The sequence below is a fragment of the Lactobacillus sp. X-49 genome, assembly GCF_057063645.1.
On sequence record NZ_JBXSQM010000008.1, the window covers coordinates 38,891 to 64,007 of the forward strand.

27 protein-coding genes are annotated in these 25,117 nt (G+C 35.4%); 7 read left to right on the forward strand and 20 right to left on the reverse strand.

Annotated elements, in window-relative coordinates:
- Positions 1–19: 19 nt before the first annotated feature.
- Complete coding sequence (locus ACYIAQ_RS05275) at positions 20–2,038, forward strand: hypothetical protein (RefSeq protein WP_483562773.1); 2,019 nt, start codon at positions 20–22, stop codon at positions 2,036–2,038.
- A gap of 60 nt (positions 2,039–2,098) precedes the next feature.
- On the opposite strand, the gene ACYIAQ_RS05280 is transcribed toward ACYIAQ_RS05275, so the two are convergent.
- The 16 genes from ACYIAQ_RS05280 to ACYIAQ_RS05355 form a co-directional block, all read right to left on the reverse strand.
- Positions 2,099–2,500 (reverse strand): PTS sugar transporter subunit IIA, encoded by a 402-nt coding sequence (locus tag ACYIAQ_RS05280; RefSeq protein ID WP_483562774.1) that lies wholly within the window; start codon positions 2,498–2,500, stop codon positions 2,099–2,101.
- A 22-nt stretch (positions 2,501–2,522) separates the two neighbouring features.
- Complete coding sequence (locus tag ACYIAQ_RS05285) at positions 2,523–3,341, reverse strand: PTS system mannose/fructose/sorbose family transporter subunit IID (RefSeq protein ID WP_122017788.1); 819 nt, start codon at positions 3,339–3,341, stop codon at positions 2,523–2,525.
- Positions 3,328–4,245 carry a PTS mannose/fructose/sorbose/N-acetylgalactosamine transporter subunit IIC gene (locus ACYIAQ_RS05290; RefSeq protein ID WP_122022649.1) on the reverse strand — a complete coding sequence of 306 codons (918 nt, stop codon included), beginning with the start codon at positions 4,243–4,245 and terminating at the stop codon, positions 3,328–3,330. The genes ACYIAQ_RS05285 and ACYIAQ_RS05290 overlap by 14 nt, the downstream gene beginning before the upstream one ends.
- Before the next feature lie 10 nt (positions 4,246–4,255).
- On the reverse strand, positions 4,256–4,744 hold the full coding sequence (locus ACYIAQ_RS05295) for a PTS sugar transporter subunit IIB (RefSeq protein WP_483562775.1): 489 nt from the start codon (positions 4,742–4,744) through the stop codon (positions 4,256–4,258).
- Between the two features lie 165 nt (positions 4,745–4,909).
- Positions 4,910–6,073, reverse strand: coding sequence for an SIS domain-containing protein (locus ACYIAQ_RS05300; RefSeq protein ID WP_122017785.1), 1,164 nt, complete (start codon positions 6,071–6,073; stop codon positions 4,910–4,912).
- Between the two features lie 23 nt (positions 6,074–6,096).
- Positions 6,097–6,813, reverse strand: coding sequence for a GntR family transcriptional regulator (locus ACYIAQ_RS05305; RefSeq protein WP_122017784.1), 717 nt, complete (start codon positions 6,811–6,813; stop codon positions 6,097–6,099).
- 203 nt (positions 6,814–7,016) lie between these two features.
- Positions 7,017–7,253 carry a hypothetical protein gene (locus tag ACYIAQ_RS05310; RefSeq protein ID WP_483562776.1) on the reverse strand — a complete coding sequence of 79 codons (237 nt, stop codon included), beginning with the start codon at positions 7,251–7,253 and terminating at the stop codon, positions 7,017–7,019.
- Positions 7,254–7,282: 29 nt separating this feature from the next.
- Positions 7,283–8,701, reverse strand: coding sequence for a PTS galactitol transporter subunit IIC (locus ACYIAQ_RS05315; protein WP_483562777.1), 1,419 nt, complete (start codon positions 8,699–8,701; stop codon positions 7,283–7,285).
- A 22-nt stretch (positions 8,702–8,723) separates the two neighbouring features.
- Positions 8,724–9,038 carry a PTS sugar transporter subunit IIB gene (locus ACYIAQ_RS05320; protein WP_122017781.1) on the reverse strand — a complete coding sequence of 105 codons (315 nt, stop codon included), beginning with the start codon at positions 9,036–9,038 and terminating at the stop codon, positions 8,724–8,726.
- Between the two features lie 11 nt (positions 9,039–9,049).
- A complete protein-coding gene (locus ACYIAQ_RS05325; RefSeq protein ID WP_122017780.1) occupies positions 9,050–9,535 on the reverse strand; it encodes a PTS sugar transporter subunit IIA in 486 nt (161 codons plus the stop codon).
- Positions 9,536–9,795: 260 nt separating this feature from the next.
- Complete coding sequence (gene lacB / locus ACYIAQ_RS05330; protein ID WP_483562812.1) at positions 9,796–10,314, reverse strand: galactose-6-phosphate isomerase subunit LacB; 519 nt, start codon at positions 10,312–10,314, stop codon at positions 9,796–9,798.
- 70 nt (positions 10,315–10,384) lie between these two features.
- A complete protein-coding gene (gene lacA, locus ACYIAQ_RS05335; protein WP_483562778.1) occupies positions 10,385–10,813 on the reverse strand; it encodes a galactose-6-phosphate isomerase subunit LacA in 429 nt (142 codons plus the stop codon).
- 23 nt (positions 10,814–10,836) lie between these two features.
- Positions 10,837–11,592: a DeoR/GlpR family DNA-binding transcription regulator gene (locus ACYIAQ_RS05340; protein ID WP_122017777.1), complete on the reverse strand. Its 756-nt coding sequence runs from the start codon at positions 11,590–11,592 to the stop codon at positions 10,837–10,839.
- 325 nt (positions 11,593–11,917) lie between these two features.
- Entirely contained in the window at positions 11,918–12,847 is a 930-nt protein-coding gene (locus ACYIAQ_RS05345; RefSeq protein ID WP_483562779.1) for a phosphate/phosphite/phosphonate ABC transporter substrate-binding protein, read from the reverse strand.
- Positions 12,848–13,142: 295 nt separating this feature from the next.
- On the reverse strand, positions 13,143–14,549 hold the full coding sequence (locus ACYIAQ_RS05350) for a zinc ribbon domain-containing protein (protein WP_483562780.1): 1,407 nt from the start codon (positions 14,547–14,549) through the stop codon (positions 13,143–13,145).
- A gap of 12 nt (positions 14,550–14,561) precedes the next feature.
- Positions 14,562–15,353, reverse strand: a complete 792-nt coding sequence (locus ACYIAQ_RS05355; RefSeq protein ID WP_483562781.1) for a DUF6574 domain-containing protein — start codon at positions 15,351–15,353, stop codon at positions 14,562–14,564.
- A gap of 325 nt (positions 15,354–15,678) precedes the next feature.
- Here ACYIAQ_RS05355 and ACYIAQ_RS05360 point away from each other — a divergent pair, with 325 nt between their 5' ends.
- On the forward strand, positions 15,679–16,641 hold the full coding sequence (locus tag ACYIAQ_RS05360; RefSeq protein ID WP_483562782.1) for a D-2-hydroxyacid dehydrogenase: 963 nt from the start codon (positions 15,679–15,681) through the stop codon (positions 16,639–16,641).
- Between the two features lie 626 nt (positions 16,642–17,267).
- Here the strand turns inward: ACYIAQ_RS05360 and ACYIAQ_RS05365 are convergent.
- The gene (locus ACYIAQ_RS05365) at positions 17,268–18,449 is read right to left on the reverse strand and encodes an SLAP domain-containing protein (protein ID WP_483562783.1); all 1,182 of its coding nucleotides are present in this window, start codon (positions 18,447–18,449) and stop codon (positions 17,268–17,270) included.
- A 242-nt stretch (positions 18,450–18,691) separates the two neighbouring features.
- Between ACYIAQ_RS05365 and ACYIAQ_RS05370 the strand changes: the two genes are divergently transcribed.
- Positions 18,692–19,000, forward strand: a complete 309-nt coding sequence (locus tag ACYIAQ_RS05370; RefSeq protein ID WP_483562784.1) for an NAD(P)-dependent oxidoreductase — start codon at positions 18,692–18,694, stop codon at positions 18,998–19,000.
- A gap of 30 nt (positions 19,001–19,030) precedes the next feature.
- Here the strand turns inward: ACYIAQ_RS05370 and ACYIAQ_RS05375 are convergent, their stop codons facing one another.
- From ACYIAQ_RS05375 to ACYIAQ_RS05385, 3 genes are all read right to left on the reverse strand, one after another.
- Positions 19,031–19,714, reverse strand: coding sequence for a dihydrofolate reductase family protein (locus ACYIAQ_RS05375; RefSeq protein ID WP_483562785.1), 684 nt, complete (start codon positions 19,712–19,714; stop codon positions 19,031–19,033).
- Positions 19,715–19,883: 169 nt separating this feature from the next.
- The gene (locus ACYIAQ_RS05380; RefSeq protein ID WP_483562786.1) at positions 19,884–21,368 is read right to left on the reverse strand and encodes a glycoside hydrolase family 1 protein; all 1,485 of its coding nucleotides are present in this window, start codon (positions 21,366–21,368) and stop codon (positions 19,884–19,886) included.
- A gap of 14 nt (positions 21,369–21,382) precedes the next feature.
- On the reverse strand, positions 21,383–23,248 hold the full coding sequence (locus tag ACYIAQ_RS05385; RefSeq protein ID WP_483562787.1) for a glucose PTS transporter subunit IIA: 1,866 nt from the start codon (positions 23,246–23,248) through the stop codon (positions 21,383–21,385).
- 133 nt (positions 23,249–23,381) lie between these two features.
- Here ACYIAQ_RS05385 and ACYIAQ_RS05390 point away from each other — a divergent pair, with 133 nt between their 5' ends.
- From ACYIAQ_RS05390 to ACYIAQ_RS05405, 4 genes are all read left to right on the forward strand, one after another.
- Entirely contained in the window at positions 23,382–24,137 is a 756-nt protein-coding gene (locus tag ACYIAQ_RS05390) for a MurR/RpiR family transcriptional regulator (protein WP_483562788.1), read from the forward strand.
- Between the two features lie 158 nt (positions 24,138–24,295).
- Positions 24,296–24,487 carry a MerR family transcriptional regulator gene (locus tag ACYIAQ_RS05395; protein ID WP_483562789.1) on the forward strand — a complete coding sequence of 64 codons (192 nt, stop codon included), beginning with the start codon at positions 24,296–24,298 and terminating at the stop codon, positions 24,485–24,487.
- A gap of 147 nt (positions 24,488–24,634) precedes the next feature.
- Entirely contained in the window at positions 24,635–24,862 is a 228-nt protein-coding gene (locus ACYIAQ_RS05400; protein ID WP_483562790.1) for a hypothetical protein, read from the forward strand.
- Between the two features lie 102 nt (positions 24,863–24,964).
- Entirely contained in the window at positions 24,965–25,054 is a 90-nt protein-coding gene (locus ACYIAQ_RS05405) for a hypothetical protein (protein WP_483562813.1), read from the forward strand.
- The last annotated feature ends 63 nt before the right edge of the window (positions 25,055–25,117 follow it).

Genomic DNA, 25,117 nt, shown 5'->3' on the forward strand with positions numbered 1-25,117 from the left:
CAAGATTGAGGTGTTTCTTATGACATTTACCTATACGCTAAGATACATGTTGGATCCACAAACAAATACATCAGAAAAGAGGCAAAAGTTACTAAATTTTGTTAAAAAAGCAAAAATTGATGATGTTGCGTTTTTTATTAATGGAGAAGAGTTGAACCATAGTCACCTAACTACAAATGAGACTCAAGTATGGCTTGATGCAATTAAACCTATGCAAAAAGAGTTAACGAGATTAGGCGTCACAACTAGTTTAAATCCTTGGACTACAATTATGCATTCAGATAGAGGTTATCAGGTCAATCCAACAATTGGATTCAAGACTTTTGTTGATCTTAATGGTAATAAAGCAAAAGATATGGCTTGTCCTGCTGACCCCCATTGGCGCAAATATATTTGTAAAATTTACGCTCAATATGCCAGTATCCATCCCCATCGTCTTTGGCTTGAAGACGATTTTCGTCATTACAATCACTCACCACTCGGTTTGATGTGCTTTTGTCCATACCATATGAAGTTATACAAACAAAGATTAGGTTTTACAGAATCACGCACAGATTTCGTTAAAAAACTTCTCCAACCAGGAAAAGTTACCAAAGAGCGACAAGTTTATCTTGACCAAGCTCGCCAAGAAATGATTGAAAATGAGCATTTAATTGAACAGGCAGTGCATAGAGTTAGTCCAGAAACCGATTTGGCTCAAATGACTTCCTATCCTGACTGGCACGCGCTTGAAGGACGTGATTGGCAAAAATTGTTTATTACACAAGCTGGCTCAGGACATACTCCAATTGCTCGTCCTCATCTGCCAGCTTATAACGAAGTAGCACCATTAAAATATGGGCGTGATTTTGAAGCATATACTCGAATTACTGCGGCTTTTTTAGGAGAAGAAACTGACCTTTATCCTGAACTAGAAAACTATATGTACTCACCACTAGTCAAATCACTATCTTTTACAAAGTTTCAGATTATCACATCTATTTTAGTGGGTAGCAAAGGTATTTTGCTCAACCTATTTGATATGATGGGCAATGGTATTAACGACTCTTGGCATTATGCTGAAATGCTATCTGAAATCAAGCCGTTTATAACTGAGCTTTCAAATAACCGCTTGTCCATAAACCATTTACGCGGCATTAAGGTATTAGTCGATCAAGATTCTAGTTACAGTCTTCAAACCCCAACAGGTAAAGACATCACTGAGCTTTTGCCCCATGAAAAAAACTGGGCCAGTTTGCTTGGATCTTTTGGTTTCGCCACAACAATCACTACCGTTAATTCGGAAAGTCAACTAAATAATGAAACTATTGCTATATCTGGACAACTGCTGCGTAACTTTTCTAATGAAAAAATTATTGATCTATTACGCAATAACTTTGTTTTACTTGATGGCGAAAGCGTACAAGTACTTTTAGATCGAGGCTTAAATAGTTTATTACATATTAAAAAAGCAAGATGGCACAAATGTAGAACAGCTTATCAATCATACGAACAAGCAGACGGATATCGAATTAATAATGTTGCCAATCCACGAATCACGATGCTTCAACATACTGGTAATTACTTAAAACTTGACTATGAAAAAAACTCTCCTGTTGAAATCTGCTCTAATGCATACAATTCAGTAGGAGAAAAACTGGGTAATTTTATGACTATAGTTAACAAGAGAACAATCATTTTACCGATGGATCAAGATCCTAAATACGGTTGGGAATCTCAATATACTACTTATAAGCAAGAACTTTTGCAGCAAATGATTAATCAGATTCATTCCGTTGATTATTTAATTGATATGCCCAATGTTAAATTAAATATTCAAGATGATGGTAAAATTGCGTGGTTAGCTAACTTTACTTTAGACAGTTACAAAGAAATTAGATGGCACTTGTCTCATCCTTTATCTGAAGATAAGGTAACCGTTATTAAACGAAAAGGAAAATCCTTTATTTGTAAAATGTTATCAATTAAAGTCGAAAATAATATTGCTACTATTTCCACCAAACTTAATCCACTCGAAACAATTCAATTATTGTTCTAATTTGTGTAAAAATAAAACCTGATTTTCTTTTCAAATCAGGTTTTATTTTTATTTAAGTTTTTATTTTTTCATTTTTGCTAACATTTTGGAAATGTCGACCATACCAGCTTTTCCAGCCGTAATATAATCAGAATCCATACCGTTCATTTGGCTATCCAGCCATTCAATAACTAGGGGTAAATTCATTCCTGCAATCAAATGAAACTGTTCACCAGCCATAATCAGCTGGCTAATCACATTAGCTGGTGTACCACCCATTAAATCAGCAAATACCGTAATATTTTCTGGATTGACACCAGCAATTTCCTTTTCAAATTTTTGCTTAAAATCATCTGGTCCTTCTGATGGAAGTAAACATACAGCGTGAACATGTTCTTGTTCGCCCATAATTAACTCAGCACTAGCTTTTACTCCCTCGGCCATGTTTCCATGACTAATTAAAATCAATTCATTTTTTGCCATTTATATTCTTTTTCCTTAATAATTAAATTTTTGCAATAACACCAATACCGCCTAAAATGACACAAAGTACTAATACAATTAAAATTGCCTTAGTTGAAGTCATCCCTTTCTTTCCAAGCAGCCAATATACAAAGGCTACCACAGCCGCTGGCAAAAGTTTCGGAATAATCATATCAAGATTATTTTGAACATTCATGGTAACCTTGCCTATTTGTGGCACCCAAGCAAACTTGATATTAACCATTGTAGCCACTAGCGCACCGACCATAAATACTCCCAATACGGTAGCAGAATCAGTTAAAGCATTTAAACTATCACGCATATCAGTAACGAGGGATACTCCCTTATCATAAGCAAAATGTAGCTGTTTCCACCGGAAAACACAGATTAATAAACTGGCAATTACCCAGATAACAACACCGATGGGATTGCCTTGCGCAGCCATTGAAGCTGCCAAAGCACCAAAGATAGTTGGAACAAGGGAAGCAAAGATCGAGTCCCCAATAGCAGCAAACGGACCCATCAATCCAACTTTCAAACTTGTAACTGTATCCTTACCCTCAATTCCTTCATTCTCTTCTACAGCCAAATCAATACCAGTGACAATTGTATTAAAAAAGTTAGAGGTATTGAAGAACTGCATATGAGTTTTCATCATTTCTTTCAATTCTGGACTATCATCACCATAAATTTTTCTTAGCTGCGGTAAAATTGTGTACAAATAACCACTATTTTGCATTCTTTCATAATTCCACCCCAGCTGAAAACCGAATAATGACCTACGGTTAATTTGCTTAAAATCTTTATCCGTTAACTGATACTTTGGTTTAGAGTTCGTCATCAGTGATCTCTCCTTTATTATCATCAATTTTTGAGCTTGCATTATCACTTGAGGCCACGACATTCTTAGCAGCCGCTTTATTAATTGGAATACTCTTATAGTGCAGAATTGCTAAAGCTAATCCTATCATGGCTATTGCTAACATTGGAAGTCCATTGAAAGTGGCAGTGAATGATTTATTTGCAGCAGCAACTCCAGCACCTAAAGCTTGAATGTTAGAGAAAATAACAGAGAACAAAGTCGTAATGGTAAATCCTAGTATTAAATAAGCAATATGCTTTTTAACTGGAAGATAGCGTAGCAATATCGCAAATCCAACTGCTGGAAGTGTGGCACCTGCAACAGTTAACCCAGTACCTAACCACATTAAATCACCATTTAGTGCATTAGCAATTGTTTGAACTAAACCACGTCCAAACGCCAAGGCAATGAATACTGGTACTGCACGAGATAATGACCATGGGATTGCACCGTATAAAACATTTCTTTCAACCGCACTATAATTTATTTTATCCTGGTCGATCAAATGGTCAATTCTATGCGCAAAATATGTATTAGCAAATCTTGCCAAAACATCCAACTCAACCATAATTGCTGCAACTGGTACTGCAATTGATGAAATAGCCGTTTGGGGGCTCATGCCCTTAACGCTAGTTGAAAATGCAGTCGCTAAAACTGTTCCTGTTGTTGCATCTATCTTTGAAGCACCACCAAAAGTACCTACTCCTAAAACCATTAACTGCATTGATGCTCCAATGATTAATCCAGTTTGTAAATCGCCCATAATTATTCCTGCAATCAAACCTGCACCAACAGGAGTGTTCAATGATGAATAAATCTGCAACTCGTCAAGAATTTCTAAACCTGCGTATATTGTAAGCAGTAATATTTGCCACCAAACCATTTTCTTCCTCCTACTTCATTTTTTCATCAATCAGTTTCATTAAATCATGCGCATCAACGCTTGGATTAACTTGAGCTATTAAATTTACTCCTTTAGCGGCAATTTGTTTAAAAATTTCAACATCATTTGAACTGATATTAACCTGTTTGGTTAACTCAGTAGTGTCCTCTTTTTTAGACATATTCCCAACATTAATCGTTTCAAGATTAACACCTAAGTTAAGAAGATTGAGAAATTTTTGTGGCTTTTTTGCAACAATGAAAATTCGCTGATTACCATAACGATCCTTATTTAAATGATCCGCCGCAACCTCAGTTGGTAAAACGCTTAATCTAGTTGTCATTGGCGTCGCCATTCTTAAACCACTTTTTTGAATGTCATCCTTTGCCGCCGCTTCATCAAGAACGATAATTCGTTCTACCTGCAACTTAGGAGTCCAAAGATTGGCTACTTGACCATGAACCAAGCGCTCATCAACTCTTGCACCCACAATATTCATATATACCTCCATCTATACTAAGTAAACCCTCACATTATTATAAAGCGCTTCCACAATTACATAATAAGGTACCAACCAGTTTCTGTCAACAAATAATTTATAATAATTAAAGTCTTAACATTTTACTGGTTAAAAAATTCTTACAATCACTCATTGAAGTGCCTTTTAAAATTGGTGGATTGTCACCCCTTTAACGACTCGGTTAACTGTGCCAGTTGGCGATGGCGTATCTGGCTTATTACCCACTTTAATTGAGGTCAACAGTGCTAGCGTCTGACCAAACATTATATCTGGCAAGGCCAAATAGGCATTGGGTAGCAAATTTTTTTCAGCAAAAGTGAATGATTGTCCGTCAAAGTTTTGGCCCTCTTTTTCTTGACCAACTGCCATGACAAGCGGCACAATTTGATCATCTTTGATCTCATTTAAGATATCCAAGTCGTATTGTCTGGTATAAGAATTATTTGAGACAAAATCAAAAACAATTGTCTTTTTGTCCAAAAATGACTTTGGACCATGACGAAGCCCCATTGACGTGTCAAAGAGGGCAGCTACTTTACCAGCAGATAATTCCAAAATTTTCAGCCGTGCTTCTTCGGCAAGGCCACCAAGACTACCACTTCCGATATAAGTGATACGGTTAAAATTAGTATCAACGATCGTTTGTATTTCACTTTCCCGTTCAATGACACTTTCGCCCATTTGGGCAATCTGTTCAATTATCTTACCCTTTTGCTTATCAGCCATTTGGTCAAAAACGAGCAGGGTTGCAAGACTCATACACGTAAATGAGCCGGTCATCGCAAAGCCTTGGTCGAGCGATTTTTCCGGCATTAGCAATACTAGTCCGCATGGATCACCAATCAGGTCTTGGGCTAACTGGCCAGCAGGCGCACAGGTAATGGCAATTTGATACAAGTGCTTGACCATTTTTTTGGCTAATTCAACCGTTGCCACCGATTCAGGCGAATTACCACTGCGTGCAAACGAAACTAAAATCGTTGGTGTTTCTGGTTCAAGGTAATCTTCTGGCGTAGATACAATTTTAGTGGTATCGATAGCTTCGAAGTTATACTTGCTGCGATCGCCGTGCTTTTGCAAGTATGGCATCACGGTATTGCCAACATAGGCACTAGTTCCAGCGCCAGTGAAAATAACCCGTACCTTACTCCATTGTTGGTTAATTTTGGCTAAAAAAGCCGAGATTTCATCTTTTTTATCCTGGTATATTTCCCATGTTTCCAGCCATAATTTAGGTTGTTGCTCAATTTCACGAGCCGTGATTTTAGCATTCATTTGTTCTAATTCTGCATCTGTTTTAGTAAACATTTATTTTCCCCTTCTATTAAAAATCAAAATAACTTATTGTATTGGCGCGAACGATAAATAAACTTGTCACCGCGGGCTAGTGATATCGTAAACTCGATCGGAATATTTTTTTCATTGATAGTTTTACGGAAAATTTTCAAACACGGTAAACCAGCTTTTTCATCTAAATACTGACCCTCTTGCTTGCTTAAACTAACAGCCTGCACGTCCTCAAACGCCATTACACCAATTTGGTTGTACTTTTGTTTGAAAACGCCGTACAGCTGCTGATCTTGCAGGTCAGTAATCTTAAGATCTGGAAAAAGCCTGGCTGGTAAGTAGCTTTTACTAAAAATCCGTGGCTGGTTATTGGCTAAACGTATGCGTACCAACTCATAAACTTGTTCATCTTCGGTTAAATTCAGTTGTTCGATGATATGCTGATTCGGAGTAACTAATTCTAAACTTCGATTCTGAGTCGAGGCTTTTTGACCAGCCCGTTTCAATTCCTCAGAAAAAGAATACATCCCGCCGATATTAGGTTGATCAAGAACGACACTCGCAACAAAAGTTCCTTTGCCATGAAGACGATAAATTAATCCGCGCTCTTCTAGATTTTGCAACGCTAATCTAATAGTATTACGACTAATACCGTATTTAATTAAAAGTTGACGCTCACTTGGTAAGCGGGCATTTGGCTTCATCTTTTTGATTTGTTTTTCTAAATCAGTAATCACCCGCTGATAAAGCGGTTTTTGCATTGTCTTTCTTCCTTTCTAACTGGTTGATACCACTTATGATTTGAGTGTAGCAAAGAAAGCGGTTAATTGCAATCTAATTTTAGCTTATTTTATCTTTTCATCAGTACTTATTTGAAATGCACTCACTTTTAACAGCATTCGCAACATTTTAGTCATAAAAAAGACCAGTAAGATTGTTCACCTTACTGACTTTCGTTATGATTTTATTTATTTATTTTATTACCGCGCCAATCGTAATACTTTTGGCTGAGGCGATTTTTTGGGTTATTATAAACTACTACCCGATACAATGCATAAATTGTTCCCACCATTGCAACTAAACTGGTTAACCAATTTTTGAAAAGTACTTGCACAAGATTAATCACGATTACAAACACAGTCCACATAAAAAGACCATTACGTCTAGCTACTTCTTTTGGTGTAACCTTTTCTTTTTTCATTCAAATCATCCTTACCAGAATCATTGTAATTAACTATGCTTTTTAGCTGCGGCATATTCTACATTCCTCTTCTTCATTTCACGTGCATACCACCAGAATAATAGAAGATAAACTGCCAAAGCGGCAATTGCATAAACAATAAACATACCGTGTTGCTTCCATGCATTACCAACTAGATAAGCCAAGAATTTTTCAACTGGGCCTTCCATCGTGGTATCAGAAACCAATGTGTGGGCCGGAATTGCTGCACCAACTGAGTGAGCCATGTTGGTTACAAATGGACCAACCATTGTGCCTGCCCAAAGGAAGATTGGTAGTTCAACCGTACCGATAATAATCATCCGAATGATTTTACCGCGAGTAACAACTAACAAAGCTGGCGTAACTCCCATAGCAATAATACCACCGAGTGGCATTAATCTGTTACCTGGCAAAACCATTGCTTCAAGCATCATAATTGGTGCCAAGACATTGGCAGCTGCCCAAATTTCAGACCGACCAGCAAGAAATGGCCAGTCAAGACCAATGTTAAATGACCTACCGGAAAATTTCTTGGTAGCGAAGTCTGCAATTCCTTGTGATAGCGGCTCAACCGAAGCAATAAACCATGAGCCAATAACGGAGAAGAGTTCAATACATGAACCACCAACAAAGGATAGCGTAAACATATCTTTCCATCCCTGTTCAGTGGCAAAGTTGTTGCCTGCAAGTAAGGAAACAAAGACACCAAGGTAAACACCAATGGCAAATCTGCTGCCCCAAAAGCCAATTTTTTCATTCAACTTAGTTGAGTCAAAGTCGAATTTATCAAGCCACGGAAGACACTTATCAAAGAACTTGTTAAAGACCATGATAATAGGGTTCATCATGTAATTCATGTGCGTGGTCGTCATTGGGTTACCTTCAGGCGCATCAAGTAAGTCATTGAAAGTTGGTTTCATCAAATCAGAGTTGATGATCTTCATTGTTCCAATAAAGATAACCAGTAGAGTCGAAAGCCATAATGGTGCTCCGACATAAACACAGAATAAGCCGATAAAGGCTAAATGCCAAACGTCAAAAATATCAACGTCCAAAGTGTTGGTTTTGTTCATTACTAGTAAAACAACGTTCAAAATGATTAATACTAAGAGGTAAAAAAGGGTATAAGGCGAACCCCAAGTAATTGTTGCTAATGGTGCCCAACCCATATCCTGCATATCCATATGAATTCCAGTGTGCTTAACAAACTGCATCATTGGCTTTTGAAATGCCGTAGTTAGCATATTCATAATATTACCGATCGCCGTAATCGCAATCGCTAATTTCATACCACCTTCGAGCGCTTTAGAAAATTTAACCCGAAAGAGTAAAGCAATAAGTGTTAACACGATTAGCATTATCGTGGCTGCACCCATATCAATCAGTGGTTTAAAAAGTGAATTAGCGAAATTAATTATTCCGTTCATTATTAGTTCCTTTCAAATAAAACTATTTTGCATTAATTTCCTTAACTACTTTTTCTACATTGTCATAAACCGGTTTGGCCATTGTTGGTATCCGGTACAAAATAGCACCGGCATCAATCAGCGGAATCTTCGGTGTAAATGAAAGATCAGTCTTGGCGATTGTTAGGTAGCCATCATAGTGTGACAATAATTCCTCATTGACATCTTTAACCATGTAAGCATCAACCTTAACGTTATAGCCACGCTTTTTCATTTCTTCCTCAACTGCATCTTTAATTTGGTGCGATGAGTTAACCCCTGCCCCACATGCAGCAATAAATTTAACTTCTCTACTCATAAAAATACCCCCTATTGCTTAAAATACTCACTTAAAAACTGATAAATTTTATCAGGGTCAGTAAGACTGAATAACTCTTGTAGTTTTGAAACAGACGTAAGTCGAAGAAAGTCCATGATTTGTGCCAAGATATTTGCCTGTCCTTCCGGATCATTATTTAAAATCATAAATAAGAATTTCACTGGTAATTCTTGATCAGGCGCAATCATATTTTTAAATCCAACCGTCGACTTCAAGGCAACCGGAATTACTAAACGCGTATTAACAAATTCTCCTTCAGTGTGCGGTACTGCAATATTAGGCAGTTCTTTTGCAATCGGTGACGTGTCAATTCCAGTCGGGTAATCGGCCTCTCGTTTGGCGATTTCAGTAAAGAAATCAGCCTTAACAAGATCTTGTTGCAGCAAATTCTCTGAAACTTCCTTTAAAACCGCGGTTGAATCAATCGCATCGCTGACAAATACAGCTTTTGGTGAAAACAAGCTATCTACTTTCACAGCTCAGACTCCTTTTCCATACTAGGCAAGCACTTTCGTTTTTGTTTGAAAATGTTTTATTTTGTTTGCTTGTCTATTGCTATTATATGTAATCGGATTCAAAATTGCAACAAATTTTACAAATTTCAGTAAATAAGAATGTCAAAAACTTCATGAGTTAGTGGTTTACTTAACTTTACCGCTTTAATTAAAAAAGCCCATGATTCTGTTTGACCATGGACTTTTGTGTGCGATTAAATTTTGTTTTTTATTTACTTTTATTAGTCGTGGTATACGCCTTCGGCCCACTTCTTATTTTCTTCATCAAAGAAGTGAACATTATCCTTTTGATCAGGATTTGGCTTTGCAATACCATCAATTTTGGTAATTAATTTGCGGTTATCGTCAGTTGGGACATACTTAGCGTTCAAAAATGAATCTACAATATCAAAAATGAAATCACGTCCAAGCACAATACCGCCGAAGCCAATAACATTTGCATTTAATTCACGGCGGGCATATTCAGCTTGGGTAGCGTCGCCAACCATCGCTGCTCGAATGTCCTCATTTTTATCAGCAGCCGTTGAAATACCGATGCCCGTTCCGCAAAGAACGATGCCAAGATCAGCGCGACCATCAGCAACATCCTCTGCCACACGCTTACCATACATTGGATAGTGGGTTCGTGTGTTGTCATGTGTACCCTCATCAATTACACGATAGCCTTCATCCTTAAGATGATCAGAAATTGCCATTTTTACGGCAGTCACAATATGGTCATTACCCAAGGCAATCACCATATGCTTATCAATTTTAGGATCAACAAATTCTGGTTGTGGTCGATCATTATCTAACATTTCTAGCCCTCCTTTAGATCATTTCTTCTAACATATTTAGTCGAATTTGATGCCGTCCGCCAGCATAGTCAGTATCAAGATAGTGCTGCACAATCGAATAAGCTAACTTTTCACCAACAATACCACTACCCAAAGCGATCGCCTTAGCACCATTGTGCATTGCTGTCATGTGAGCAGTTCTTTCCTCGTTTACATTTGCAGTGACCATCCCTTTGACCTTGTTAGAGGCCATTGCTGATCCTACACCATATTCATCAAACATGATGGCTTTTTTAATACCGTTATTCAGCACTTCACGTGTAACAAGCAAGCTAGATTCAACAAAATCTGCTGCTGCTTTTGGTGTAACGTCCAAGACCTCATAATTGTGATCCTCCAAGTACTGCTTGACTTTTTCCTTTAAGTCAAAGCCAGCTTGATCGCTACCAATAACAACTTTCATAGCTAAAACTCCTCTCAAAACAACTACTTATAAATAGTTGTAAATTGACTATAATGTTTTTCCAATTCAGGATCGATACCACGATTAGTAATCAAACCATCAACATTGCGCAAGTCATAAAATTGATGAAAATCGCTGTGATCCAATTTAGAATAATCAGCCACTATCAATTTAATTTGTGAATGATCCAATCCGATTCCTTCGGTTTGACCCTCTTCTAAGTTAGCTGTTGTCATAGAAGTATCTTTAATGCCATTAACACCTACAAAGCCGACTGAAAAAGACATTGTTGCAAGTTCACTATTAGCAAGAGCTCCTAAAAAAGCACCACTGATTCTCCGATAAGAACCGCCAATCATGATCAGATCATAATTATTAGGACTGTTTTTAGCTACTTCAAAAACTGGCAGTGAATTAGTCACTATCCTGAGATGCTTAACTTTAAGGTTAGCAACCATTAATTCTAAAGTAGTGCCCGGACCAACATATATTGAATCATTTTCATGAATTAGATTGCAGGCGCGCTTGGCAACTTCAATCTTTTCCTTACTATGAATCTCTCTTTTTTGTTTGTAACTTTTTTCAATACGGCTTTGGTCTGACAAAAGCTGCGCGCCACCGTGAATACGCATAATCTTGTTGGACTTATGCAATTCATTTAAATCCCGCCTGATTGTCATATCAGACACCTTGAGTGCTTGAGCCAATTCATCGACTGTTACAAACTTTTGCGTGTTTACTATCTGTAAAATCGTCTTTAATCTTTCACTTTTTAACATGGTTACCTACTTTTTAAACTAGATTAAGCAACTAACTTAGTTCATCTTTTAGTATAATTGTTCTATTTTGTTTGTCAATGTTTGAACATGTTTGATAAACATAAGAAGACTAGTAGTGGTTACTACATTTATTTAATTTTGTTTACCTTAAGTAAAAATATAATGCATTTTCAAACTTTTTAATAGGTAAAAACGAATATTTACAAAAATATACCACTAGTTTATCTTACATTTGTCTTACACGAAATTAGTTTACAAACAAAAAACTAGCCTGATTTTCACCAAACTAGCTTTGTCAGTTACTATAATATTGCATACAACCTAACTAATTTTTGACTTCTTCGGCAATTTTTTGGTACTTACGAACTATATTATAGTCGCTATCCTTAGCTCGAATGTAGCCCTCTTGATCATAAACGCTCTCAATCACTTTTCTACCTTCCTTAGACTTACCAATTTCTATGAAAGCGTTAGCCAATTTTTCACGAAAAGACTTGGACATACTTGGTACAACCGAAATCGTGTCATTAGGAACCGGACGCGTGTAATAAATTGGAATAACTTGTGACTTAATCTTCGGATTATCTTTCAAAACATTGTTACGCGCATCTTCAAAAACAAACGCGGCATCGGTATCTTTATTTAAGACATTAAGCACGCCTTGGTCATGTCCGGTAACTGTGACCAACTTACAATTACGCTTAATGTCAAATCCTTTTTGCTTCAATTCTGCTACTGGGAAGATATAACCCGTGGTCGAAGTTGGGCTCTGAATTGAAATTGATTTCCCCTTCAGATCCTTCCAGCTCTTGATCGGCGAACCTTTTCTAACTAAGATTTCTGAGCGCAAAGTATGAACTAACTCCTTGGTCCAAGTACCTTCGGGCGCCTTCAAGCCGTAACGTTCTGATTGCAATAAAACATCAGCTGCACCTTGCTTATGTGCTTGCACGTAAGCATCGGCTGGCAAGAAACCTGCATCAACCTTCTTAGATTTCATTGCTTCGATGACCGCATTATAATCAGTCGACACGGTGACATGAACTGGAATGCCGAGACGCTTTGAAAGCATTTTTTCAATCGGCTTAGCCTGACCTTCCATCTTGTCGGCTGCAACACTTGGCACGAATTGAACGTTCAATGACTTGGGTGTGCCACTTGCGTTCTCTTTCTTGTTTGAATTCGAACAACCTGCTAAGGCAACCACGCTGAGCATCGCAACTATAGTGACGAGCACTTTTCTTATTTTTGACATAATTTCCTCCCGAGCTTTGCAAAAAATTGACCAATAAAAAAGACTTAATGTTTAACACGAAAGTGAAAAATTAAGTCTTTTATTGAATCCAACAATTAAAAATAAAAACGATTGTATGACTTGGATAAAAGTAAAAGTTAGTAATGAAAAAATTGTTTTTAAACCGACCAAATTTTTCATCTTACTAACTCCCTTCTACTATCATTTAACCAAGAAAAATAATAGCACAAATATTTTGTTTGCGAAAGATAATTAACAAAAAACAAGCTCAAATGAGTTCGCTCTGATAAAAACATTAATTGTTGTACTTCTTGTCACTAATTACTTTACCATTACCAATCGATCTTATCTTTTGGGCATCGTCGTCATCCTCATCACCCACACGGTGGAAAAGACCACCAGTATATAGCAACACCTGCTTGTGTTCAAAATCCTCATGTTCAAAGGTATAAGTTATCTTATAAGTTACGCTGCTGCTATTGTTTGGCGCTGGCATGATAGAAACAACGCTGCACTCCATCGATGTATCGATGATATCATCATCGTCTGCAAAATTGGAACTTTGCGTGTGCAAGTCTTGGTAGCTCTTATTTTCGGCACCACCGACAAAATTATCTTCATCTGGTGAGTTGAAATTATCTTCCAAGATCTGTTCGGCTTCTTTCTTATCAATCAGACCTTTCCAACTTGGCTTAACAACATTATCTTCACTATCATCATCATCTGCAAAACCTAAGTCATCATAATTAATCGTTTCTGATCTGATCATTTTGCCGTCAACTTTAGTCTCAACGTAGATTTTCATATCATTAATAACTGGATAGTCGTTAAAGGTCTTAGTTCCATTGTTATTGAGAACGCCAACTTGCTCATCATTAATATAAACCGTAGCTTTAGGTATACTCTTAATCATAAAGTTGACCGTCTTGATGTCCATATTGATTGCTTGGTTAGAAAAAATGTCAACATTCTTATTAGCAGCCAACTTATGCCCAGAAGCAATCGACTTAACCGCAATATGGTACTTACCTGGAAATAGTGGCGTTACTTTTTTATAGTAATCTTCACCACTACCATCAACACCGCCAATCTTTTTACCATTAACAAAAATAGTTGAGTTAGCGTGATTGGTCTCTATATGTGGCGCAAACGTCTTAAACTGCAACTTATATTTAGGAAAAATCAACAAATAATGGCCTGATTCAACTAGTTTAACATTATTGTAATTATCGCTATATTTAAGTGCATCTGCTATTTTATCCGCCTCGTTACTGTGTTCGGCATAATACTTCTGCGTTGGTTTGAGTGCAGCTGCAGTTATCTTCACATCAGGATTATCACCCATAGCATAATTGGCTAAATTTTGCTGCGGATTTTTTAAATAAGCCGTTAGTTGAGCAACCTGATTGTTGCGTTGGAAGTGGTTAGAGCCCCAGGCATAAAAAGCCCCGCCCAAAGCCACGATTACGAGTAAAGAAATAAGGATAATTTTATTTCTTTTCTTCATTGGTGCGCGTCTTTGTCTAACCTGTACTTGCTGCTTAACTGGAACAGTTTTGGGCGCTGACGCCTGCAAAGATTTTGTCCGATATTCTTGCTTACTCTGCTCTTGCTTAGTTAATTTAGTACCACAACTCGGACAAAAAGTTGCATCAGCCTTGATTTTAGCGCCACAATTAGGGCAAAATTTTCTTTCATTCATTTTAAATCACCCTTAATGTATTGCTGAAAAGGCTTCGTTAATAACTGTGTGAAGCACAGAATTATAGATAATTGAATTTAACACCATCATACAAACAAAAATAATGCCAAAGGCAATTAAAAAGCCATAAATCCGGTCGCGCTTAGCATCTTTATCAGCAAGTAAAATAACTTGTTGACCCATGAAGAATAAGGCAATTATTAAAACTAACAGAATTGTCGCAAACCTAATACTGTTTAACCCCATTAGCATTAATAAGAAGAACAATGTAACAAAAATCAAATTAAAGTTGCTAGCATGAACACCGCGATTAACAAAGTCAAGTAGCTTAGGTTGACGATCGTAAATAAATTTATAAGCTAAATAATGGCTGCCAATAACAATAACTTGAAAAACGATTATGAATAGTAGCGCCGTTAAAACAACATTAAAAGGAATATCAACACCACTTAAATTGCCAGTATTAACACCCATATGACCTGCTATTCCCATGGCATCTGCTAAAATTGATTTAGCAAAGTAATAAAGGCTTAATACAAGCAAGATATCTTCAATTATTAACGTTAAATAGCCATACCACTGTTCAGCCTCCACTGTACTCGTAGCTGGATGCTTCCATGATTCAGTGCACCATTGCCAATAACGTTTAAATTGACTATCAATACTTTCCTTTTGGACTACCTGAGTTTGATTTGAAGCTTCTTGTTTTACTTCGGTAGCAATAGTGGCCAAGTCTTGACCGCACTTCGTGCAAAAATTGACGTCTTCCTCCATTAAGGCGCCACAATTAGGACATTTTTTCATCAATACTCCCTCTTCATTATCCAAATTTTCCATTATTATTTATCGCTCTGCAAAATTAAAAAGTTACAGCTTCTTATATAATAACTTTTAGCAGAACAATAAATAAACTCCCACTCAAGATTCTACGTTTTTTAAGTCACAAATTATTTGACTTAAAAAAACAGAATACTTATCAATTGTAAATTTAAATAAAAACAGTGTCAAATATTCTCATAACTATATATTGTCAAGCAGCGGCTATAATTTTATAAAGTACTACTTCGCTTAGTCTGTAGTACACTGAACTTAAAAATAACTAACAATTAATTAATGAGGTTATCCAAAAATGAGAATAGTAAATCTAGATAGTTACGCCCTAAATCCCGGCGACTTAGACTGGTCGCCGTTAGAAAAATTGGGCAATTGCACCTTTTATGATCGCACGCCTGTTGATGATGATAGTGAAATTTTGAAACGGATTGGTAATGCTGAAATTGTCTTGACCAATAAGACTCCGCTAGACCAATTTGTTTTAAGTAAAGCACCCAACTTAAAATACATCGGCGTAACTGCGACTGGCTACAACGTTGTCGATACCAAAGCAGCCCGTAAATATAATATCCCTGTTACCAATATCCCCACTTACGGCACCGATGCGGTTGCACAATTTACCTTCGCACTGCTACTCGAAATCACTAGCCACGTTGGTCTACATAACCAATTAGTTCATCAAGGTCGCTGGACGACTAATCCCGATTTTACTTTTTGGGCTAAGCCATTGATGGAGCTGCAAGATAAGACACTAGGCCTAATCGGCATTGGCCGCATTGCGCAAAAGGTCGCAGAGATCGGCCACGCCTTTTCAATGAAGGTGATTTTTTATAATCATCGCCCCAAAGAGGGTGTACCAAATTATGTCAAGCAGGTTACCTTAAGTGAGCTCTACCAAAAAGCAGACATTATCAGCCTGCACGTGCCGCAAACACCTGAAACGACAAAGATGATTAACCAACAAGCAATTGCCCAAATGAAAGATGGAGTTATTCTACTTAATACTGCACGGGGCGGATTAATCAATGATGCCGCAGTTGCTAATGCCTTAAATGATGGCAAAATCGCCGCTGCTGGCATCAACGTGGCCACAACTGAACCAATTGCAGCTAATAGTCCCTTGCTCACTGCCAAAAACTGTTACATTACGCCCCATACTGCCTGGGCACCACGCGAAACGCGCGCCCGCCTACTTAAAATTGTAATGGCTAACTTACAAGCCTTTTTAAACGGCCGTGAAGAGAACGTGGTTAACTAAATAACTGCAATAGACAAAATAAAAACTCAGTTAAACTAATAACTGAGTTTTTTTGGCTAATAAATTAATACTTTATGCTAAGTGTTATTAGTATTCAACATTAAAGAGCAAAGATAAAGCTTATATTTAAGGAATTTATTTGATCTCTAAAATTAATACACATAATTTAACAGGTATATAAATTTTATCATATTTAATTTTTATTATAATTATACTATTATTAATCAAAGCTAATATTTACTGATATGCTCTTGCCAGCCTGCTATTAATAAGTCATTTACGGATTCTGCAACTATTATTAATTTTAAAAAAATAGGAACTCTTAAGAGTTCTTATACTTATTTACAATAAGAATGTTTTCTATTGGCTTGAAGTGTTTACATCCAACACTTCAAAGACTCCTTGAATAAGTGCAATTAAATCTAATCTGTCTAACTCAAAGCTATTTCTAACAGATCCGCTTCTAAGCAGTATGATACATAATTTTATCTTATAAGCAAGCGCTTTAGCATAAAGTATTTGTAGGTAATTAAATTGAAACTACTTATTCTAATATTTAGAATGTAAGGCGTATTAAAAAAGTTTATTATAGTGAATCAAAAATAATTTATATAAAATTTTTTATATTAATTAGCTACGTAATAGTTATGCCAATCTTTACTATGGCCAGACACTTGAATAAAGGCAACACCAAGAGCTGAATCTAATCCATCAAAAAAATAATGCAATGCGAGCGTACCATAAGCTTCATCATCATTTTTACCGACAAGTGAACGTCGGGTGGTATCATTTTTTAATAATGCAGAAAAAATTTGCTTAGCAACGTGATCAGGATTGCGGTCTGTCAAAGTAAAATCTAGATTATAAGGACTATTAGGACCATAAAATTCAGGCAATGCGAAGCCTTTTTCGCTATCCATGCCTGCTTTAGCCAAAGTAGGCAGATATGGTGCCATTTTATCAGAAAACCAAGAATCAATTGGCTCTTGGTATTTATACATACCATTCATTGAATTGCTGATATTGTCTTTAGCAAAATCATCTAGCTCCGGACTCTTCTTGTAAGCCTGATAGCCGTTCTGAATACGATAGTCTTGAATTTTTTGCCAAAGTACAGTTTGAATTTGATTAATTTGCTCGTTAGTGAAGTAGACAGCACCATGTTTAAACAGCCACTTGACTTGCTTGGCATCGGGATTGCCCCATTTGCTTGCTTCGTTAGGATCATCAGATACATTGTCGACGGTTCCACGCAAGCCAGGCTTGGTGTTAGCAACTCTAACAAATTTATTCATACGATGCCCATTTAAATTATCGAGTTGATAATATTTTTTACCGTTAATTTTTAAAATTGAATATGCAATATGCGGGGTGCCCTTTTTAATTAGTACATGATTAGTCCTTTTACCAGTTAAGTCGTAAACATAAGAGTCTTTAGTTAAAACCACACCTCGCCAAATATACTTAGCCTTATATTTGGTAATAATTTTGACCGTATTTGCTGGGATATAACGTTCCTGATGAGTTTCATAATCCTTATCAGTGTAGTAGTATTTTTTACCATTAATCATGAAATAACTATAAGCAATAAACTTTTTACCTAGTCGAAAAATTTGATTATTTTGTGGTTTGCCATTTTTGTCACATGCCTTTGTATCTTTAGTTTGTTCAAGATAGTATATGGTGCTGAAATCAGTATTTTTAGCTGCAAAAATTGGTGCTTGCAGTGAACAATTTATTACTGTAATTGCACTAACTGCTAGTAGCATTACACTAGTTAAAATAATTAAAAATTTTTTATATTTCATAAGATCTCCCTCTAATATAAATATTTATAATTATTTTAGCAGTATTAAAATCGTAAAAAAAGTTATTTTATTATAATATTAATATTTTGATCTATAAAATAAAGATATCTTTAAATCTTTTTACAATTACTTTTTTCCGAAAATTATTTTTTATAATCATCGAATAAAAACTGATCTCCCTGACTATGTTAAACAGGTAAATTTAGAAGAGTTATACGGGCCATGTTCCACAAACCACTGAAATGATTAATGCTGTTGCCATTACCAAAATGAGAGCTGGCGTCATTGTCATTAACACTGCCCGAGGCGGTTTAATCAATGAATATGATCTAACACAGGCTCTAACCACTGGTAAGATTTTAGCAGCTGGCATTGATATGTCCAAGCAAGAACCAATTTTAGCAGACAGTCCATTACTAACTGCAAAAAATTGCTATATTACTCCTCATATTGCCTGGGCACCAAAAGAAACTCGTAAACGATTGTTGGACATCACAATCAGTAATTTAATGGCTTTCTTAGATGGCAAGCCAGTTAATGTCGTTAATTAAACTAAAAAATGCCCAATAATTAGGCATTTTTTACTCTGTTTTTTTGAATATTAAATGTAAGCCACCATCCGGTAATTTTTTGATAAAATCAATTTTAAATTGATCATCAATTCTGCCAGTTGTTTCAAAAGCAGTCTTAATCTCGCGGTCACCATTGACATATGGCGAGATGACTAGAGAAATTTCATCTACCAAGTGTTGTTCCAGAAAAACACCATCAATTCTTGCACCGCCACAAAGAGCTAATTTTTCAATGCCAAAGTGCGCTCTTAGCTTAACTAAAACTTCCTTTAAGTTAAAATTCTCCTCTCCAGAAACAATATAGGGAATTTCCATTGTACGCAGAAAGGACAAATATTCTTTTCGTGCCTTTTTCGTAACAACTTCTATCGCACGCATTTGATGATTATTATATAGAAAATAATTTTTATTCCAACCACATTTTCCTTTGCGATCAAAAGAGACTGACCAGGTTTTTGATTCAATATCAGGTAGCCAATCTTCATACTTAATTCCAGCAGCACTATATTGACTCAAATCAAGTGTTTCAGGAGCAGCATACATTTGAATCGTCCGCCGACCATTACCATCAGCATTACTTAAAACAAACAGTTCATCGTTATAATATTTGCTCGATGCAGGACTATCACATTTACCATCAATTTTACCGTCAATCGTGACATACATATGAACAACTACTTTTGCTCTATCCATTTTTACCTCCCTTTAATTCAAATAAAATATAATCCTTAAAGTATGCTTGAAGTCAATATTAAGTAGCTAGATACAGAAAAGAACAATTTTCCTTTCTCTAAGACTCAAAGACTAATAAGGAAAGTATATACTTTATATTAATTTAATTAAGAGGATTTTATTATAAGCTTTAAATTTTATCTTCAAGAGCTTTTCCATTAGTTTCAATAATGTTTTTTATCCATTGAAATGACTTTTTAGGTATGCGTTTTAATGTTCCCTTACCCAAATCATCCATATCAACATAAACAAAGCCATAGCGCTTTTTCATTTCTCCCGTTGAAAGAGAAACTAAATCTATTGGCGCCCACATTGTATAACCAATACATGGAACTTTATCGATATTTATTGCATCAGCCATTGCCGACAGATGTTGCCGCAAATAATCAATTCGATAATCATCTTTTACGTAACCATTTTCATCAGGTTTATCAATAGCACCAAGGCCATTTTCAATAATGAAAATAGGCTTTTGAATACGATCATAAATCATATTCATAGTGTAGCGTAATCCTAATGGATCTAAACCCCAGCCCCATGAAGTTGTTTCAAGATATGGGTTAGAAGAACCACCCACATTAAACCATTTATCTCCAGCTTTAGAAATATTTGATCGATAATAGCTAAAAGAAATAAAGTCAAGCTGCCCTTCTTTCAAAGTCTTTTTATCTAAAGGAGCCATTTTTATTTCTTCTAGACCTTTAATGCCATGATGCTGCAAAATAGAATCAGCATAATTAGGATAATATCCTCTTCCCATTGTATCTATAAAATACCAATTTTCACGTAACTCTTGCTGATTATGAAATACGTCTTCTGGTTTACATGTAGCAGGATAGCAAGTACTCATGGCATACATCGCACCAAATTGACTTTTAGGCATCATTCGGTGTCCTAAAGTAACGACTTTTGCTGAGGCTATAAACATATTATGAGCTGCTTGATATCTATCAATACCATTGGCTTGATGAACTCCAGTAGGACCAAAACCACAAATAGCATTTATTTCATTAAAAGTTAGCCAATATTTACAACGATTTCCAAAATATTCAAAAAGTGTTTTGGCATATCTAACATACAAATCAATAACTCTTCTAGAATTCCAACCATCATATTTGAGAGCTAAATTCATCGGCATTTCATCATGACAAATCGTAATCAAAGGTTGGATATGATATTTTTCTAATTCACTGATTACATTATCATAAAAGGCTAGTCCCCTTTTATTTGGTTTACTTTCTTCACCAGTTGGATAAATTCTACTCCAAGAAATGGAAAAGCGATATACATTAAAGCCCATCTCAGCCATTAGCCTGATATCTTCCTGATAATGATGAAAAAAATCAACAGCTGTGTGACTAGGATAATACTGATTTTGTAAAAAAACAGGCTTGGCATCTTCTGGAACATCGTCAGCATCAAAAAATGCGCTCTTAGGAGTAATAAGTTTTCCAGTTGGTAAAATCATTGTGTGATGTCGGGGATATTTAATTGATCCATTTGTTTCATAATCATGAGTCGATGGACCACGACCATCACTGTCAAAACCGCCTTCATATTGGAAATCTGCGGTTGCTCCACCCCACAAAAAGTTTTTAGGTAATTCCTTAGTCATTATTTTTCTCCTTATCAATTTAATAAAAATCCTACAGAAACTTTTCCATTATCTTTAAGTTGAATTTTTTGGTTTTTCGAATTTGTAATAACTAAAATCGTGGTTAAATCATAACCTTGCTTTTCAATAAATTTTCTGTCTACCCTAACAACTGGCTCCCCGGCCCTAATATCATCTCCTTGATGAACAAGTACATCAAAACCTTTTCCTTTAAGGTTTACAGTATTAATTCCTATATGAACTAAAACCTCTATACCATTTTTAGTAGTTATGCCAAAAGCATGTCCAGTAGGAAATAAAGCTGTTATTTTACCATTAACTGGCGAGCATATAAAATTGCTAGTTAATTTAAATGCTACTCCATTTCCTAATGCTCCTGATGAAAAAGCTTCATCATTTACTTCACTTAGAGGCTCCAAAGTACCATCACAAATTGCCACAAATGCACTATCAGGGAAATCTTTATGAACTGGCTCTGTAATTGACTCTGTATTTTTCTCCTGATCAATACCTAAGCAATAGGTTACAGCTGCAGAAACAATTATTGATGTACCTATTCCCACTACTATTGCTACTACAGTTTTTTCAAAAATAGGAAGTGCTAAAATATTTGAATAACCCATTATAAATGCTTTAGCACCTAAAAGTCCGGCAACTAATCCACCAGTAAAACCACCAGCCATAACGCCATACATTGGTTTTCTATATTTCAAGTTAATTCCGTAAAGAGAGGGCTCAGTTACTCCTGCAACAATTGCACCTACTGCTAATGACCAAGCTTGATTACGTAATTTTTTATTTTTAGTTTTTAAAGCAACGCCAATATTTGCTCCACCTTCAGACATGTTATGTAGCAAAAAAGCTGGACGAAGAATCGGATCATAACCTGGATTGCTAATTAGCTGTGGCATAAATGGTGATAAAACTGTGTGCATCCCAGTCATTACCAACCATGGTAGTACCGCTGCAAGTAAACCAACTGCCAAAGGTCCAACTGTCTTACTTAAAAACATAACTACAGTTGCTATAATCTGTCCTAAATAATTTCCTAAAGGACCAAGAATTAAAAAACCTAAAGAACCTGAAATAAAAATTGTCCCCATACCTACAAACACAGATTTAAAAATACCTGGAACAATTTTATTTAAATATTTTTCTACCAAATAGGCGACAACGGATATTAATAAAGCAGGTAATAATGAAGTACCATAATTTAATATCTTAACTGGCAAGCCAAAGAGGGCAGGTGCTTCAATATGTGGATTAGCTACCAACTGATTCACTAAATCATGAAATGTTGGATACAATAGTGCTCCAGTTGACATCATTGCGTAAGTTGGTGTACTACCTAATTTTATTGAGGCGCCATAGGCCACGACAATTGGCATAAAATAAAAGGGTGCATCTGCAATTGCCGACAAAAGCATATAGCTTGACGTTTTAGCAAAATTTTGATTAAGAAAAGTAGTAATTAAAATTAAAACCACTTTAAACATTCCACCAGCAATTAAACCTGGAATTATTGGAGTAACAGAAGCCTGGATAAAGTCCAATATCTTTTTACCAGCATTTTTCCAAGTCCAGTTAGTTTTTTCGGATGGATCTAAATTTTCATTGATAGCTTTTTTAGTATCTAAATTAAAATCTTTAACTACAGCATTATACGTTGGTATAAGATTTGAACCTAGAATAACCATATACTGACCCCCAGCATATACAGTTCCAAGTACAACATCAATATCTAATAACTTTTTTTTATTTACCTTCTTGACATCCTTAAGTGAAAATCTTAAACGGGTCATACAATGGGTAAGACTAATAACATTTTCTTCTCCCCCAATATCTTTAACGATTTGGTTGGCTAATTTATGATAGTCCATAATTTGTCCTCACTTTTTATTTTATGATAATTTTATCAAACGAAATGATATTATTTACAAATAAATATTACCACTTAAAGAAAACGTTAACAACAAATAATATGATAAAATATATATATAAAGTGAGGTAAACATGGAATTAGCTGAATTTTTAAAACCCAAAAATAGTATTTTATCTAAATCCGAAAAAAAGGTTTATCAAATTATTTTAGAGCATCCTGCTCATGTTCAATTGATGACAATTCAAAAAATAGCTACTGATGCACAGACATCAGTGGCTTCAGTGCAAAGATATTGTCAAAAACTTGGCTATGATGGTTTTAAAGAATTTAAATTTCAACTTAAAAATTTTTTGTTTCAAAAAAGCGATCCTAATAGTAATAAATCTGAATATCTAAAAAAATATGTGAAAGTAGTCAACAATTTTCAAAATATTGATCAAAAAAAATTAGATAAATTAACTAATGCGTTAATTAATTCCAGAAATAACTTTATACTTGGGATTTACTATTCCAGTATTCCTGCTAAACAGTTGGCAATGTGCATGCAAGATTTGAATAAGCCAACTTTTTATACCGACAACTACATAGCTGCTTCTCACTGGACAGGTTTGATTAATAAAAGTGATACATTTATTGTGTTTTCGATCAGTGGAGATGAAGCAGATTTGAAAAAATATATTGCAGAACCAATTAGTAAATTATCCGAGGGTTACTTAATAACATTTAATCCCAATACTAAATTGAGAGCTTTTTTTAAAAATTGTATCATTTTACCTGGAAAATCCTTTGTTTATAGTACTTCAGCTGATTTGCAATCTCTATTCTGTATATTTGTTGAAATGATCGTTGAACATATTGTTCAAGGAAAAGATAGTAAGGAAAATTAACAAAGCATTTATCAATTAACAATTTAATAATATTTCATACCACAAGTTATACATCATTAAATAAAGATAATTTTTTATTTTTTATTAACATTTATTTAATTTAGCTAATAAAATGATTCGACGTTATCTTCAACTTATTTAAGTGAGGAGATTTAATTATGACGTATTCAATCACCAAATTAGTTAAATTAACAGGAATTTCAATCAGAACTTTACGTTTTTATTACAAGACAGGACTATTAATTGCTCGTCATAACCCTAAAAATAATTATCGTTATTATAATAAAATCGAAGTTGATCAACTACAAAAGATAATGTTTTTAAGATTATTCGACTTACCTTTAGCGTAAATCAAAAAAATCATGCAAAGTTCTACTGCAATCCAATATCAAGTTTTAAAACAATAACGTCAAAAAATAATAGCTGAGAAAAACCGATTAACGGCATTGATTGATAACCTAGATCAAACACTTACATCGATGAAAGGAAAAACACCCATGAACATGAGCGATCAAGAAAAATTTATTGCCTTTAAGTCGCAAAAAATTAATGATAATGAAAAAATGTATGGTAAAGAAATTCGTACTAAATATGGTAATGATCTTATTGCTACGAGTAAGCAAACAGTCTATGCTCTGTCCAAAAAAGAATTTAATCATTTAGAACAAATCACTAAACAAATTTTGGTTCAGTTAAAGCCACTAGTTAGTACTACTGATTTTTAACAGCCTGCTGCTAAACAACTTTTTACTTTGCATAAAGAATATTTACTGATGATGTGGCCTAGCTAGTTATATTCATCTACGAATCACAAAAATTTGGCTACAATGTATGTTTGTGATGAACGATTTAAGAAATACTATGAAGAGGGCACTGGTATGGAAGGTGCTGCCCAAACTTTTAAAAGATATTATTGATTATTATGCTTAAAGAGCTTAACAAATAAAAGTTCATTCTTTAGACTTTAAATAAAAAACAAC